At 69.5% G+C, this 13,247-nt stretch carries 15 protein-coding genes and 4 tRNA genes; 12 read left to right on the top strand and 7 right to left on the bottom strand.

Annotated elements, in window-relative coordinates:
• Nucleotides 1–2: 2 nt before the first annotated feature.
• Entirely contained in the window at nucleotides 3–767 is a 765-nt protein-coding gene (locus tag QRN16_RS05570; protein WP_081821184.1) for a pyrimidine reductase family protein, read from the bottom strand.
• A 25-nt stretch (nucleotides 768–792) separates the two neighbouring features.
• On the opposite strand from QRN16_RS05570, the gene zapE reads away from it, so the two are divergent.
• A complete protein-coding gene (zapE, locus tag QRN16_RS05565) occupies nucleotides 793–1,803 on the top strand; it encodes a cell division protein ZapE (RefSeq protein WP_027505213.1) in 1,011 nt (336 codons plus the stop codon).
• A gap of 22 nt (nucleotides 1,804–1,825) precedes the next feature.
• On the opposite strand, the gene QRN16_RS05560 is transcribed toward zapE, so the two are convergent.
• Together QRN16_RS05560 and QRN16_RS05555 are read right to left on the bottom strand one after the other, a co-directional pair.
• Nucleotides 1,826–2,362 (bottom strand): GNAT family N-acetyltransferase, encoded by a 537-nt coding sequence (locus QRN16_RS05560; RefSeq protein ID WP_027505214.1) that lies wholly within the window; start codon nucleotides 2,360–2,362, stop codon nucleotides 1,826–1,828.
• Nucleotides 2,363–2,365: 3 nt separating this feature from the next.
• Nucleotides 2,366–2,662, bottom strand: coding sequence for a hypothetical protein (locus tag QRN16_RS05555; protein ID WP_162246766.1), 297 nt, complete (start codon nucleotides 2,660–2,662; stop codon nucleotides 2,366–2,368).
• 196 nt (nucleotides 2,663–2,858) lie between these two features.
• Between QRN16_RS05555 and QRN16_RS05550 the strand changes: the two genes are divergently transcribed.
• Nucleotides 2,859–3,101, top strand: coding sequence for a hypothetical protein (locus QRN16_RS05550; protein ID WP_162246765.1), 243 nt, complete (start codon nucleotides 2,859–2,861; stop codon nucleotides 3,099–3,101).
• Nucleotides 3,102–3,147: 46 nt separating this feature from the next.
• Here the strand turns inward: QRN16_RS05550 and QRN16_RS05545 are convergent.
• From QRN16_RS05545 to QRN16_RS05535, 3 genes are all read right to left on the bottom strand, one after another.
• Nucleotides 3,148–3,222: transfer RNA gene (locus QRN16_RS05545), tRNA-Val, on the bottom strand.
• 21 nt (nucleotides 3,223–3,243) lie between these two features.
• Nucleotides 3,244–3,314: transfer RNA gene (locus QRN16_RS05540), tRNA-Cys, on the bottom strand.
• A 50-nt stretch (nucleotides 3,315–3,364) separates the two neighbouring features.
• Nucleotides 3,365–3,437: transfer RNA gene (locus tag QRN16_RS05535), tRNA-Gly, on the bottom strand.
• Between the two features lie 236 nt (nucleotides 3,438–3,673).
• Here QRN16_RS05535 and QRN16_RS05530 point away from each other — a divergent pair.
• The 10 genes from QRN16_RS05530 to pdxS all read left to right on the top strand — a co-directional run bounded on the left by QRN16_RS05530 (nucleotide 3,674) and on the right by pdxS (nucleotide 12,596).
• Nucleotides 3,674–3,745, top strand: a tRNA-Val gene (locus QRN16_RS05530).
• Between the two features lie 150 nt (nucleotides 3,746–3,895).
• Nucleotides 3,896–4,333, top strand: a complete 438-nt coding sequence (locus QRN16_RS05525) for a TIGR02611 family protein (RefSeq protein WP_051613207.1) — start codon at nucleotides 3,896–3,898, stop codon at nucleotides 4,331–4,333.
• Complete coding sequence (locus QRN16_RS05520; protein WP_051613208.1) at nucleotides 4,312–5,067, top strand: (2Fe-2S)-binding protein; 756 nt, start codon at nucleotides 4,312–4,314, stop codon at nucleotides 5,065–5,067. The genes QRN16_RS05525 and QRN16_RS05520 overlap by 22 nt, the downstream gene beginning before the upstream one ends.
• A gap of 137 nt (nucleotides 5,068–5,204) precedes the next feature.
• Nucleotides 5,205–7,268, top strand: a complete 2,064-nt coding sequence (thrS, locus tag QRN16_RS05515) for a threonine--tRNA ligase (protein ID WP_285186030.1) — start codon at nucleotides 5,205–5,207, stop codon at nucleotides 7,266–7,268.
• Nucleotides 7,265–7,825 carry an ATP adenylyltransferase gene (locus tag QRN16_RS05510; protein ID WP_027505217.1) on the top strand — a complete coding sequence of 187 codons (561 nt, stop codon included), beginning with the start codon at nucleotides 7,265–7,267 and terminating at the stop codon, nucleotides 7,823–7,825. The genes thrS and QRN16_RS05510 overlap by 4 nt, the downstream gene beginning before the upstream one ends.
• Nucleotides 7,826–7,832: 7 nt before the next feature.
• A complete protein-coding gene (pgsA, locus tag QRN16_RS05505; protein ID WP_285185031.1) occupies nucleotides 7,833–8,516 on the top strand; it encodes a phosphatidylinositol phosphate synthase in 684 nt (227 codons plus the stop codon).
• Nucleotides 8,513–9,427 carry a phosphatidylinositol mannoside acyltransferase gene (locus QRN16_RS05500; protein ID WP_056444780.1) on the top strand — a complete coding sequence of 305 codons (915 nt, stop codon included), beginning with the start codon at nucleotides 8,513–8,515 and terminating at the stop codon, nucleotides 9,425–9,427. Before pgsA ends, QRN16_RS05500 begins: the two co-directional genes overlap by 4 nt.
• Nucleotides 9,424–10,548 carry a glycosyltransferase family 4 protein gene (locus QRN16_RS05495; protein WP_027505220.1) on the top strand — a complete coding sequence of 375 codons (1,125 nt, stop codon included), beginning with the start codon at nucleotides 9,424–9,426 and terminating at the stop codon, nucleotides 10,546–10,548. The genes QRN16_RS05500 and QRN16_RS05495 overlap by 4 nt, the downstream gene beginning before the upstream one ends.
• Complete coding sequence (locus QRN16_RS05490) at nucleotides 10,548–11,564, top strand: NUDIX hydrolase (RefSeq protein ID WP_285185030.1); 1,017 nt, start codon at nucleotides 10,548–10,550, stop codon at nucleotides 11,562–11,564. Before QRN16_RS05495 ends, QRN16_RS05490 begins: the two co-directional genes overlap by 1 nt.
• Nucleotides 11,565–11,660: 96 nt before the next feature.
• Nucleotides 11,661–12,596, top strand: coding sequence for a pyridoxal 5'-phosphate synthase lyase subunit PdxS (pdxS, locus tag QRN16_RS05485; RefSeq protein ID WP_051613209.1), 936 nt, complete (start codon nucleotides 11,661–11,663; stop codon nucleotides 12,594–12,596).
• Nucleotides 12,597–12,627: 31 nt separating this feature from the next.
• Here the strand turns inward: pdxS and QRN16_RS05480 are convergent, their stop codons facing one another.
• Nucleotides 12,628–13,239 (bottom strand): nucleoside/nucleotide kinase family protein, encoded by a 612-nt coding sequence (locus QRN16_RS05480; protein ID WP_197027759.1) that lies wholly within the window; start codon nucleotides 13,237–13,239, stop codon nucleotides 12,628–12,630.
• Nucleotides 13,240–13,247 lie beyond the last annotated feature (8 nt).

Raw genomic sequence — 13,247 nt, 5'->3', positions numbered from 1 at the left:
GTTCAGCGTGCCATCTCGCGCGCGCGCACCCAGCGCACCAGGATGGTCCCGTCGTCGTCGAGCAGGATGTGGCCCGGGGTCATCGGGCGGTCGACGGCGGCATCGGACGTCGCCATCCGGCCCGAGGTCCCGGCGCTGAGGGTGGGCGAGGTGGTCACGCAGACCTCGTCGACGACATCCGCGGCGAGAAGCGACCCGAAGAGTCCGGGCCCGCCCTCGCACAGCACTCGCTGCAGGCCGAGGTCCTGCAGCAGCGCGACCACGACGTCGCCGGTGAGGTCGCCGTCGGCGCGGACGACGGTGAGCCCGGCGTCGCGCAGTGCCTGCACCTTGTCCTCGGGCGCGTGCGAGGTGGTCAGCACGATCGGCGGCACCTCCGCGCCCGTCACCACCGTCGACTCGGGATCGACGCTCGCGGATCCGGTCACCACGACGATCGGAGGGACCTCGCTCTGACCCCGCGCGGTGCGCGCGGCGCGCACCGCGTCGGACACCTCGACACCTCCGTAGTTCTCTGCCGTGACGGTGCCCGAACCCACCAGGACGGCGTCGGCGAGCGAGCGGAGCTCGCCGAAGACCGCCTTGTCAGCAGGGGTCCCCAGTCCACCGGACACCCCGTCCTGCGACACCGCACCGTCGATGCCCGCCACGAAGTTGACGCGGATCCAGGGGGAGTGGAGCTCGGCCGGATACGCGTAGAGATCGGTGAGATCGTCGTCGGTCACTGTGAGGTAGGTCCCATTATCGATACGCTGCACAAAAGCCATCACACCACGTCGTTAACCTCGTCCCATGCCACAACGCCTCGTCGACCGCGATCCCGTGGTGCCCGCCGACCAGCTGATCGCCCAGATGGTGCCGCCGGCGATGTTCGACGACGTGAGTTTCGCGTCCTACATCCCGGACCCGAACGAGCCGACGCAGGCAGAGGCCGTGCGCAAGGCGGAGGAGTTCGCCGGCAAGGTCGCGAAGATCCGGTCGGGCGGGAAGCGCGGTCTGTTCGGCAAGAAGACGCCGGCCTCCGGCGCAGGTCTGTACCTCGACGGTGGGTTCGGCGTCGGCAAGACCCACCTGCTGGCGTCGATCTTCCACGCGTCGCCGGAGCCCAAGGCGTTCGGCACCTTCGTCGAGTTGACCCACGTCGTCGGAGCTCTCGGATTCACGAAGGCGCTCGACGAGCTGTCCGGGCACAGCGTGCTGTGCATCGACGAGTTCGAGCTCGACGATCCGGGCGACACGATGTTGGTGTCTCGGTTGCTCACCGAGTTGGCCGCCAAGGGCGTCTCCATCGTCGCGACGTCCAACACGCTGCCCGGCCAGTTGGGCGAGGGTCGCTTCGCCGCTCAGGACTTCCTGCGTGAGATCAAGAAGCTCGGCTCGATCTTCGAGTCCATTCGTGTCGACGGTCCCGACTACCGGCACCGCGACCTGCCCCCGGCTCCGGACCCGATCGGCGCGGACCAGATCGAAGCCGCCGCGGCGGCCGTCGAGGGATCGACGCTCGACGACTTCGACGCGCTGGTGAAGCATCTGAGCACCCTGCACCCGTCGCGCTACGGGAAGTTGATCGAGGGTGTCACGGCCGTCTTCATCGAGAACGTCCACGCGGCACCCGACCAGTCCGTGGCGCTGCGCCTCGTCGTGCTGGCCGACCGCCTGTACGACGCGGGTACGCCGGTCACCGTGTCGGGTGCGAAGCTCGACGAGCTCTTCACCGAGGAGATGCTCCAGGGCGGGTACCGGAAGAAGTACCTGCGCGCGACGTCGCGTCTGCTGGCGCTCTCGCGCTTCGCCTCCGTCTGAGTCGCTACCGTCCGAGTCGGCGTCAGGTGAGGTCGCGCTGCATGACGAAGTCCTCGTGCAGCACGGCTCCCAGCGCGAAACGCTTCTCTCCCAGCTGCCGGAAACCGCTGCGCCGATAGAACGCCAGCGCGCGGGCGTTCTGCTGGTTCACTCCGAGCCACAGCGCGCTGCGTCCGAGCCGTCGAGCCTCGTCCGCGGCCGACTCCATCAGTGCTGCAGCAACTCCCGTGCCGTGGGCGGCGGGGTCGCTGTACATCTTGCTCACCTCCACGGCGTCCGTGGCCGTGAGGGCGCTCGACACGTCCGGGTCGGTCGACGCCGACAGGATCAGCATCGTGTACCCGACCAGTGCCGTGCCCTGCGGAGCGACCCGCACGATGCGCTCGTCGTCGTCGAGGTAGGTGCGGAACGCCGACTCCGACAGCACGGTCGCCACGAAATGGTCGATGTCCTCCTGCAGCGTTCCGGGTGGACACGCCAGGGGGAAGGTCCGTCCCGCCAGATCGGCGAGGGCCGGCACGTCGGCGTGCGTGGCGCGTCTCGTGGGCTGTGTCGCCACCCGTCAGGCCGATCGAGGGTGGGCGGCGTGGGGGCGGTCCGTCGCCTCCACGGCGTCCACCACGTTCTTCGCTTGTCGCAGAGGCATTCCCGTGCGATCGCGCAGCAGCGACATCGCCTGCGCCGGCTTGCGCGCGTGCACCAGAGCGGCCACGGCGGTGTGCGTCTCGGCGTCGACGGGATGACGGTCGACGGTCTCCGTCCGTGCGGCGGCGGTGCGGTGTCGCAGCGCGAACCAGGTGACGACGACGGCGAGATCGATGACCACGAGAGCCACGACGAACCAACCCCAGGTAGGCATGAGGCAAGTCAATCACCCTGCGCCGGACGCACACGGCGATTCGGGTGATCGGCGGGCGATCGCCGTTGTGTCTTCTCACTCCCGACGTCCGAGACGTGTCGTTCACGACACCGGACGATCGGGTAGGCGGAGGATGAACGACGAACGATGGCGCGGGGTCACGACGCCGCAGCGTGGCGACGACGAGAGGATCGACATGAGCGAACAGATGACGGTGCAGTACTTCACGGGTCGCGTGGACCGGGTCAAGGCAGCGGTTCAGAAGGCCGTCGACGAGGCGGGCGCGTACGGCAGCGATCAGCTGGTGGCGGATTTCGAGTGGATCCAGTACGCCCACGATCACGTGCACGTGACGACGCGCGACGAGGTGGACTACGTCGACGACGAGACGACGACGCGGCACCTCGACGAGCTGTTCGAGCGGTACCGAGTGGGATGAGGCGGAATGCACGAAGCCCCCGTCCGAGGACGGGGGCTTCGTGTGGTGGTGCGCGATACTGGGATTGAACCAGTGACCTCTTCCGTGTCAGGGAAGCGCTCTCCCGCTGAGCTAATCGCGCGGGACCCGGTGACGGGTGACGAGGTGGAGACGGGAATCGAACCCGTGTGCACGGCTTTGCAGGCCGTTGCCTCACCACTCGGCCACTCCACCGTGGTGACGAGAACCCCGGCTCGTGAGAACCGGGGGACTCGATACCCTCGAGCGGACGACGGGATTCGAACCCGCGACCCCAACCTTGGCAAGGTTGTGCGCTACCAGCTGCGCCACGTCCGCACACTCCTCGGTGGCGTTTCCGCCTCCGTGGTGCGGTTCGAAACATTAGCCCACGTCGGCCGGAAGTCACAAATCCGCTGTTCACACCGTGTTTCCCTGCCGTCACTCCTGTCACGACCGCCGCAGGGTCGGTCGGCCGCAGCGGTGGCCGGCGCGGGTCGGGGTCCGTGTTGGGAGCACCCTCGGGGACGTGTTAACGTTTCCCCTCGTTCGGACGGCGTGCTCGCACGCGGCCCGGTCCCGTGGCTCAGTGGAAGAGCGTCCCGTTCACACCGGGAAGGTCGCTGGTTCGATCCCAGCCGGGACCACAGAGAAGACGACAGGCCCTCGCTGCAGCGGGGGCCTTTCGCCGTTCCGAGGCCGGTGTCCCCGGGTATGGTGACCTGGTGAGTACCGACAAGGCCCCCGCAGACAGGGTCGCCCCCGCAGAGCGCGCAGCGACTGCCGACCCGTCCGCGGTGACGGACTCCGGATCGCGTGAGCGCGGCAGCCGCGGGCGCGAGGAGCGCAGCCGGTACCGCGAGTGGCGTGACGGCATCGCCTCGCGCCCGACCGTGGATCGTGCGTACCGCATCGCGGTGGCCGCGGTGGGAACCGTCGTCCTCGCCCTCGGCATCGTCGCCATCCCGTATCCCGGTCCCGGATGGCTCATCGTCTTCGCCGGTCTCGGCATCCTCGCCTCGGAGTTCGCGTGGGCCAAGACCGTCCTGCACTGGGTGCGGGCCCGGTACGACACGTTCATGGAGTGGTTCGGTCGGCAGAACATCGTCGTCAAGGGACTCGGCGCACTGTTGACCACCGTGGTCGTGCTCGCCACGCTGTGGCTGCTCGGCGCCCTCGAGCTGGTCGCCGGTTGGGTGGGCCTGGACTGGGCGTGGCTGCAGAGCCCACTCTGACCGCCGCGGACGTCGTCACGCGCACCGCGAAGGCGCTGCCGTGGACCGCGAACCTCATGGTGGTCCCGCCCGGGGACGGCTGGGACATCCCCGATCCAGCGCTGCTGGACGTCGCACTGGCTCGGTCCGCCGCGCGGTGGCCCGACGTCTCGGACACCACGTGCGCGACGCTGTGGTGGTACGGCTCCAGCTCGACGCTCGCACTGGTCCTCGGCGCTCAGATGCTCGTCACCGGGCACTGCGTCGACCCGACGGCTCCCGATGCGGTGGTGGCCATCGGCGACACCGGGACCGTTGCCGCACTGATGTCGCCCACGGTGGCGACGTCGGCGGGCACAGTCGTGGCGGACCTGGTCGAGCGCCTGGTCGGGGGGCTCGCACAGCGCGTGCCGGGGCTGTCCGCACCGAGCCTGTGGGCGATCGCCTCGGACTCCGTGGCCAACCGGGTGCTCGACGTGGCCTCCGCACTCGGACGCGTGGCCGACGCCACCGCGATGGCGCGGCTCCTCACGTCGCAGGCTCGGACGCATCGGTTCCCCGAACCGCGTTTCGTGGACGTGACGGCGGACGCGATCGTCACACCGGCGACTGCGAGTGCGCCGGATGCGCACTCGCGCCGTGTCGTCCGTCGTGGATCGTGCTGTCTGGTCTTCGAGGCCGGGGTCGACATGTGCGTCAGCTGTCCGCGTCGCACCCCCGAGGACAGAGCCCGACGGTGGTCGGCGCTTCTCTGACGCGCCAGGCGTTCGGGCGAGGTGTCTGCCGCGTCCCCGATGCCGATACGCTGTGCACGACACCCGACCCACACCTGTCGCCGCCGCCCCACCCGGGCGGCACCGACCCACGTCCGTAGGAGCGCATCACCGTGAGCATGCCCGATTCCGCTGTCCTCGCACCTCGCATCAGCGTGGCCGCAGGGACGACCGCCGGAACGGCGCTGCGCGACACCGGCCTTCCCAACAAGGGGCCGGACGCCATCGTGGTGGTCCGGGACGAGGAGGGTCGACTCCGCGACCTGTCGTGGGCTCCCGAGGCGGACACCGAGGTCGAGCCCGTGCGCGCCGACAGCGAGGACGGCCGCAGCGTCATCCGCCACTCGGCCGCGCACGTGCTGGCCCAGGCGGTCCAGGAGATGTTCCCGAACGCGAAGCTGGGCATCGGCCCGCCCATCGAGAACGGCTTCTACTACGACTTCGACGTGGAGAACCCGTTCACTCCGGAGGACCTGACCAAGCTCGAGAAGAAGATGAAGCAGATCATCAAGAGTGGTCAGCGGTTCTCGCGGCGCGTCTACGACTCCCTGGACGCCGCCAAGGCCGAGCTGGCCGACGAGCCGTACAAGCTCGAACTCGTCGACGACAAGGGCTCGGTCGACGATCCCGAGGTCATGGAGGTGGGCGGGGGAGAGCTCACCGCCTACGACAACCTGAACCCGCGGACCGGCGATCGCGAGTGGGGCGATCTGTGCCGCGGACCGCACGTGCCCACCACCAAGTACATCCCGGCGTTCAAGCTCACCCGCAGCTCGGCCGCGTACTGGCGCGGCGATCAGTCGAAGGCCGATCTACAGCGCGTGTACGGCACCGCCTGGGAGTCGCAGGAGGCGCTCGACGCTTACCTCGAGCTCCTCGCGGAGGCCGAGCGTCGCGATCACCGCAAGCTGGGGTCGGAGCTCGATCTGTTCAGCTTCCCCGACGAGTTGGGATCCGGCCTGCCGGTCTTCCACCCCAAGGGTGGCATCGTGCGCAAGGAGCTCGAGGACTACTCGCGCCAGCGCCATGTCGAGCAGGGCTACGAGTTCGTCTACTCACCGCACATCACCAAGAGCACGCTGTACGAGGTCTCCGGTCACCTCGACTGGTACAAGGACGGCATGTTCCCCGCGATGCATCTCGACGCGGAACTCGCCGAGGACGGCACGGTGCGCAAGCCCGGCCAGGACTACTACCTCAAGCCGATGAACTGCCCGATGCACAACCTGATCTTCGACTCCCGCGGCCGCTCGTACCGCGAGCTCCCGTTGCGGCTCTTCGAGTTCGGGTCGGTGTACCGCTACGAGAAGTCGGGTGTCATCCACGGGCTGACCCGAGTGCGCGGCATGACGCAGGACGACGCGCACATCTACTGCACCCGTGAGCAGATGCACGACGAGCTCACGAACACGCTGAACTTCGTGCTCGGACTCTTGAAGGACTACGGCCTCGACGACTTCTATCTCGAGCTCTCCACCCGTAATCCCGACAAGTCCGTCGGCTCCGACGAGGTGTGGGAGGAGGCCACCGCCACCCTCGCCGAGGTCGCCGCGGCCTCCGGGCTGCACCTCGTTCCCGATCCGGGCGGCGCCGCGTTCTACGGACCCAAGATCTCGGTGCAGGCGAAGGACGCGCTCGGCCGGACATGGCAGATGTCGACCATTCAGCTCGACTTCAACCTGCCCGATCGTTTCGGCCTCGAGTACACCGGTAGCGACGGTGTGAAGACGCGCCCCGTGATGATCCACCGCGCACTGTTCGGTTCCATCGAACGCTTCTTCGGTGTGCTGACCGAGCACTACGCGGGTGCCTTCCCGGCGTGGCTCGCCCCCGTGCAGGTGGTGGGCATCCCCGTCGCCGAGGCGTACGCGGACCACCTCTTCGGTGTGATCGCCGCGCTGCGGAAGTCGGGCATCCGCGCCGAGGTCGACGCCAGTGACGACCGCATGCAGAAGAAGATCCGCAACCACACCACGCAGAAGGTGCCGTTCATGCTGCTGGCCGGGCAGAACGACGCGGATGCCGGTGCGGTGAGCTTCCGCTTCCGCGACGGCACCCAGATCAACGGTGTCCCCGTCGACGACGCGGTCACGGCGGTCGCCTCCTGGGTGGCGCAGCGCCGCAACGAGTCCCCGACGGCGGACACCTTCGACACCATCCCCGGCGGGAGTGACGGAGCATGAGCGAGGACGACGCCACCGCCGACGCGGGAGCCATCGTGGACACCGGGACGGGTGACGAGGACCGCCTTCAGCGGCTCTGGTCGCCGCATCGGATGTCCTACATCGCGACGGCTCCGAAGGTCGACGACAAGATGGCGTCGGAGCCGTTCACCCAGATCCCCACGCTGGAGGACGAGGACGGGCTCATCGTCGCGCGCGGAGAGCACGTGTACGCGGTGCTGAATCTCTACCCGTACAACCCGGGTCACCTGATGGTGGTGCCGTACCGCAAGGTGGCCGACCTCGAGGACCTCACGGACGAGGAGAGCGTGGAGCTGATGCGGTTCACGCAGCACGCGATCCGCACGATGAAGCGTGTCTCACGCCCGCACGGGTTCAACGTCGGTCTCAATCTCGGTGCGCCCGCAGGCGGTTCGCTCGCCGAGCACCTGCACCAGCACGTCGTCCCGCGGTGGGGCGGTGACGCCAACTTCATCACCGTCATCGGCGGTGCGAAGGTCATGCCGCAACTCCTCCGAGACACTCGCGCGTTGCTCGCCGCCGCGTGGAAGGACTGACTCCGTCGTGCTGAGCATCTTCGGTAGGGCATCGGCGTCCAAGGTCACCGCGCCGCTGGGCCGCGCCCTCAACAGCACGGGTCTCACGCCGGACTCCGTCACCGTCATCGGCACCGTCGCGAGCGTCGTCGCCGCGATCACGCTGTTCCCCGCGGACCATCTGTTCATCGGCACGCTGGTGATCTGGCTGTTCGTCATGTTCGACATGCTCGACGGTGCGATGGCACGTGCGCGGGGCGGCGGCAGCAAGTACGGCGCCGTGCTCGATGCGACGTGCGACCGCGTGGCCGACGGCGCCATCTTCGCCGGGTTGTCGTGGTGGGCGGTCTTCCACCAGAACGATCGGCCGCTGTTCGTCGCGATGCTCGTGTGTCTGGTGACGTCGCAGGTCATCTCCTACGCCAAGGCCCGTGCCGAGGCGAGCGGACTGTCCGCAGACGGTGGCCTGATCGAACGTCCGGACCGCCTGGTGATCGTCCTCGTCGGATCCGGGCTCACCGGCATCGGCCAACTCGCCGATCTCACCTGGCTGCAGTTCGCTCTGCCCGTCGCGACGTACTTCCTGGCCGCGGCGAGCATCGTCACGGTGTTCCAGCGTGTACTGGCCGTCCGCAACTCCGCCGGTGCCCGCGACATCATTCCGATCCAGCCGAAGGCCAACCGGATCGAGCCGGACAGCACGGCTGGATGAGTCTGTCGGAGCGGCTCGGCGCCGCGGGATACATCGCCGGATGGCGGGTCGTCCGGGCGCTGCCCGACGGCGTCGCGACCCGACTCTTCGACGCCGGCGCCGACCTCGCCGCGCGCCGCAACGGAGGACCGGAGCAGCTGCGCCGCAACCTCGCCCGCGTGCTGGGCACCACCGCGGACGCGGTACCGGACGACCTCGTGCAGGCGTCGGTGCGCTCCTACGCGCGGTACTGGCGCGAGGCGTTCCGGTTGCCGTCCATGGATCTCGCGGCCCAGGCCGCGGCCATCGACGACGCCGTCGTCGGCCAGGAACATCTGGACGCGGCGCTGGCGTCCGGCCGCGGCGCCGTGCTCGCGCTCCCGCACAGCGGGAACTGGGACATGGCGGGCGTCTGGCTCACGCGCACCCGCGGCCAGTTCACGACGGTGGCCGAACGGCTGAAGCCGGAGTCGCTCTACCAACGCTTCGTCGCGTACCGCGAGTCCCTCGGGTTCGAGATCTTCCCGCTGAGCGGCGGCGAACGCCCGCCGTTCGAGCAACTCTCCGAGCGCCTGCGAGACGGAAAGGTCGTGTGCCTCCTCGGCGAGCGCGACCTCGCCCGCCACGGGGTGCCCGTCACGTTCTTCGGGGAGCCGACCCGCATGCCGGCCGGGCCCGCGCGTCTCGCGATCGACACCGGTGCGGCTCTGCTCCCGGTGCACTGCTGGTTCACCCCCACCGGCTGGGGTTTCTCGATCGAGCCCCCGATCGACGTCTCCGCCGGCGTCGAGCAGGCCACCCAGTCGCTCGCCGACCACTTCGCCGCCAACATCGCCGCGCATCCGGCCGACTGGCACATGTTGCAGCCGCTGTGGTGGGACGACCTCTCGCAGGGCCGGCGTGACCGCATGACCGGTGAGGCCGACCGGTGAAGATCGGCATCGTCTGCCCGTACTCGTTCGACGTCCCGGGTGGCGTGCAGGCGCACGTCGCGGAACTGGCCGAGGTACTGATCCAGCGCGGTCACCGTGTCAGCGTCCTGGCCCCGGCGAGCGACGAGACGGCGCTGCCCGACTTCGTCGTCTCGACGGGCAAGGCCCTGAGCTTTCCGTACAACGGCTCGGTGGCGCGCCTGGCGTTCGGTCCGGTGACCTACACCCGCATCCGGGCGTGGATCGAGAAGGGCGAGTTCGAGGTCCTGCACATCCACGAGCCGAACGCGCCCAGTCTGTCGATGCTGTCGCTGAAGATCGCGGACGGTCCGATCGTGGCCACGTTCCACGCCTCGACCACGAAGTCGTTGCTGCTGAGCACCTTCCAGGGTGTGCTGCGCCCGTATCACGAGAAGATCGCCGGGCGCATCGCCGTCTCGGAGCTGGCGCGACGGTGGCAGGTGGAGGCTCTGGGGTCCGATGCGGTGGAGATCCCCAACGGGGTCCACGTCCCCGCGTTCGCGACGGCGCCCCTGTTGCCCGGGTATCCCCGGCCGGGCCGGACGCTGGTGTTCATCGGCCGCTACGACGAGCCCCGCAAGGGCATGCAGACCCTGCTGGCCGCGCTCCGGCCCATCGCCGCGGTGTTCCCGGACATCGAGGTGCTGGTCGTGGGCCGCGGCGACGAGCAGAAGCTGTGCCGAGAGGCCGGCGATCTGGCGAAGCACTTCCGCTTCCTCGGCCAGACGACGGACGCCGAGAAGGCGTCGGCACTGCGCAGCGCCGACATCTACTGTGCTCCCAACACCGGCGGCGAGAGCTTCGGCATCGTGCTGGTGGAGGCCATGGCCGCGGGCGCGCCCGTGGTCGCGAGCAATCTGGACGCGTTCCGCCGCGTGCTGCGGGACGGCACGGCCGGTGTGCTCTTCCCGGTGGGCGATTCCGAGGCCATGGCGGACGCGGTGATCCGCGTGCTGTCGAACGACGACGAGCGGGCCGACCTGGTGCGCCAGGCGAGCCGCGCCGCCGTGTCCTACGACTGGCCGGTCGTCGCGGAGCAGATCGTCCGGGTGTACGAAGCGGTCGCGGTGGCCGGTCGCACGGTGAAGGTGATCGACTGATGACGTTCTGGGTGGCCGCCGCCGTCGTGGTCGTGGCACTGCTGGTCCTCCTCCTCGGCCTGTGGGCGTACTCGACGGCGCACCGTCTCGACCGACTGCACGTGCGCTCGGACCGGTCCTGGCAGTCCCTCGAGGCCGCCCTGGCCCGTCGGTCGGTGGTGACCCGTGCGGTCGCCGCCGCCCTGGACGCGCCGGGATCGGTGGAGAGCCGCACCCTGACGACGCTCGCGGATCGGGCGGAACGGGCGGAGCGTGCCGACCGGGAGCGCGCCGAGAACGCGGTGTCCGTCGCACTCGGCCGCATCGACCTCGCCCGGCTGAACCCGCAGATGATCTCCGAACTCGCCGACGCGGAGGCGCGGGTGCAGATCGCCCGGCGGTTCCACAACGACGCGGTCCGCGACACCGTCGCACTGCGATCGCGTCGACCCGTCCGCCTGCTCCGACTCGGCGGGACGGCCGCGATGCCGACCTACTTCGAGCTCTCCGAGAGCGAGGCGACCCTCGATGAGGTCGAGGGCGCGTCGACCCGGACGTCGGCGCGCGTCGTGCTGCTCGACGGGCGCGGCCGCGTGCTGCTGCTGCGGGGTCACGATCCGTCGGTGCCCGACGTGCACTTCTGGTTCACCATCGGTGGGGGCGTCGAGGTGGGGGAGACCCTGCGCGACGCCGCTGTTCGCGAACTGCGCGAGGAGACCGGCATGGTCGCCTCGGCGGAGGACCTGCGCGGGCCCATGTGGCGTCGGACCGCGACGTTCTCCTTCGACGGCGTCGTGATCCGGTCGGAGGAGCTGTTCTTCGCTCTCCGCGCCGAGGCGTTCGAGCCGGTGCGCACAGGCTTCACGGAGCTCGAGCGACGCGTCGTCACCGGGCATCGCTGGTGCACGGCGGACGAGATCCGGTCACTGGCCGCCTCGGGCGACGCGGTCTATCCGCGCGCGATGGCGGAGCTGCTCGACGAGGCGGACACGGTGCTGGCTCTCCGCACCGATCCGGACGTGCGCGCCATCCACTGACCTGGTGTGATGGCAGCCATAGCGGGCCAGTGCGGTCGAAGTGGTTATCGCGACGAGGTCCAGCCGAGCCTAGGCTCGCGGTGCACACATTCCCGCATGCCTGAGGAGATCACCGTGACCACCACCCTCCCGTCCGAGCAGGACGCCACTCCGTCCACCGGAACCGCCCGCGTCAAGCGCGGTATGGCAGAGATGCTCAAGGGTGGCGTCATCATGGACGTGGTCACCGCCGAGCAGGCGAAGATCGCCGAGCAGTCCGGCGCCGTCGCCGTCATGGCTCTCGAGCGGGTGCCCGCGGACATCCGCGCACAGGGCGGCGTCTCGCGGATGAGCGATCCCGACATGATCGACAGCATCATCTCCTCGGTCAGCATCCCCGTCATGGCGAAGGCACGCATCGGCCACTTCGTCGAGGCACAGATCCTGCAGAGCCTCGGCGTCGACTACGTCGACGAGTCCGAGGTGCTGACCCCCGCCGACTACGCGAACCACATCGACAAGTGGAAGTTCACGGTTCCCTTCGTCTGTGGTGCGACCAACCTCGGCGAGGCGCTGCGCCGGATCACCGAGGGCGCGGCCATGATCCGCTCGAAGGGCGAGGCCGGCACCGGTGACGTGTCCAACGCGACCACGCACATGCGCACCCTGCGTGACCAGATCCGCCACCTGACGTCGCTGCCCGAGGACGAGCTGTACGTCGCCGCGAAGGAGCTGCAGGCTCCCTACGATCTCGTCGTCGAGGTCGCCCGCGCGGGCAAGCTCCCCGTCACCCTGTTCACCGCCGGTGGCATCGCCACCCCGGCGGACGCCGCGATGATGATGCAGCTCGGTGCCGAGGGTGTCTTCGTCGGGTCCGGCATCTTCAAGTCCGGCAACCCCGAGCAGCGCGCCGCCGCCATCGTCAAGGCGACCACCTTCTTCGACGACCCGGACGTGCTGGCCAAGGTCTCCCGCGGCCTGGGCGAGGCCATGGTCGGCATCAACGTCGACGAGATCCCGCAGCCGCACCGCCTCGCCGAGCGCGGCTGGTGATCTGACACCACCTCCGGTCTGCGGGGGGTGGTCAGCGCTCGACGAGCAGGGCCGGGCGGTCGGGGTGGTCCATCCGTACCTCGACGTCCGCCCGTTCGCCGTGCTCCGCGTGCGCCGTCAGGGCAGGCACCGTCCAGCGCTCGTCCTCCGGGGTGAGGCGCGACGCGGTGCGCTCGGTGAGCGTCAGCGCCACCGTGACGTCGAGATCGAGGCCACGCCCCAGCAGCATGGGGCCCGCGACGACCACCACCTGATTCTGCGCCGCCGTTCGCGGCCGAGCGCGAGCGGAGCGATCGGACCGCTCGTCCCACAGCGCGGGCAACCACTGATCGCGCGTGCGCACCGCCGTGATCACCTCGCGCGTCAGTGCGTCGTAGTCGAACCACAGGGTGCGGTAGGAGAGTTCGTCCTCGTGCCCGTACTCGAGTCGCAGCGACGCGGGCCGCACCCAGTCGTGCAGGGAGACGAGATCGGCGGCGCGGCCGTCCGCGCGGAGCCGGGCGACGACGCGCTGAGCGAAGGCCACCGGATCGGCGGCGTCCGCGCCGTCGACGGCCACGACACACCGTCCGTCGACGGCGTCGATGCGGTCCACGACGTGGTCCACCACCGCGTCGGGAGTGGTGGGGGAGAAGCGGGGCACGGCCTCGA

Origin of the sequence: Rhodococcus sp. MEB041 (assembly GCF_030208955.1) — a bacterium.
GTDB lineage: Bacteria > Actinomycetota > Actinomycetes > Mycobacteriales > Mycobacteriaceae > Rhodococcoides.
This window is presented reverse-complemented; position numbering and strand designations above follow the sequence as displayed.

Excerpts from the sequence above, each read along its gene's own strand:
- thrS (WP_285186030.1), top strand. The coding sequence starts at position 5,205 with ATGCCCGATTCCGCTGTCCTCGCACCTCGCATCAGCGTGGCCGCAGGG.
- QRN16_RS05500 (WP_056444780.1), top strand. The coding sequence starts at position 8,513 with ATGAGTCTGTCGGAGCGGCTCGGCGCCGCGGGATACATCGCCGGATGG.
- zapE (WP_027505213.1), top strand. The coding sequence starts at position 793 with ATGCCACAACGCCTCGTCGACCGCGATCCCGTGGTGCCCGCCGACCAG.
- QRN16_RS05550 (WP_162246765.1), top strand. The coding sequence starts at position 2,859 with ATGAGCGAACAGATGACGGTGCAGTACTTCACGGGTCGCGTGGACCGG.
- QRN16_RS05510 (WP_027505217.1), top strand. The coding sequence starts at position 7,265 with ATGAGCGAGGACGACGCCACCGCCGACGCGGGAGCCATCGTGGACACC.
- QRN16_RS05555 (WP_162246766.1), bottom strand. The coding sequence starts at position 2,662 with ATGCCTACCTGGGGTTGGTTCGTCGTGGCTCTCGTGGTCATCGATCTC.
- QRN16_RS05490 (WP_285185030.1), top strand. The coding sequence starts at position 10,548 with ATGACGTTCTGGGTGGCCGCCGCCGTCGTGGTCGTGGCACTGCTGGTC.
- QRN16_RS05570 (WP_081821184.1), bottom strand. The coding sequence starts at position 767 with ATGGCTTTTGTGCAGCGTATCGATAATGGGACCTACCTCACAGTGACC.
- pdxS (WP_051613209.1), top strand. The coding sequence starts at position 11,661 with ATGCCTGAGGAGATCACCGTGACCACCACCCTCCCGTCCGAGCAGGAC.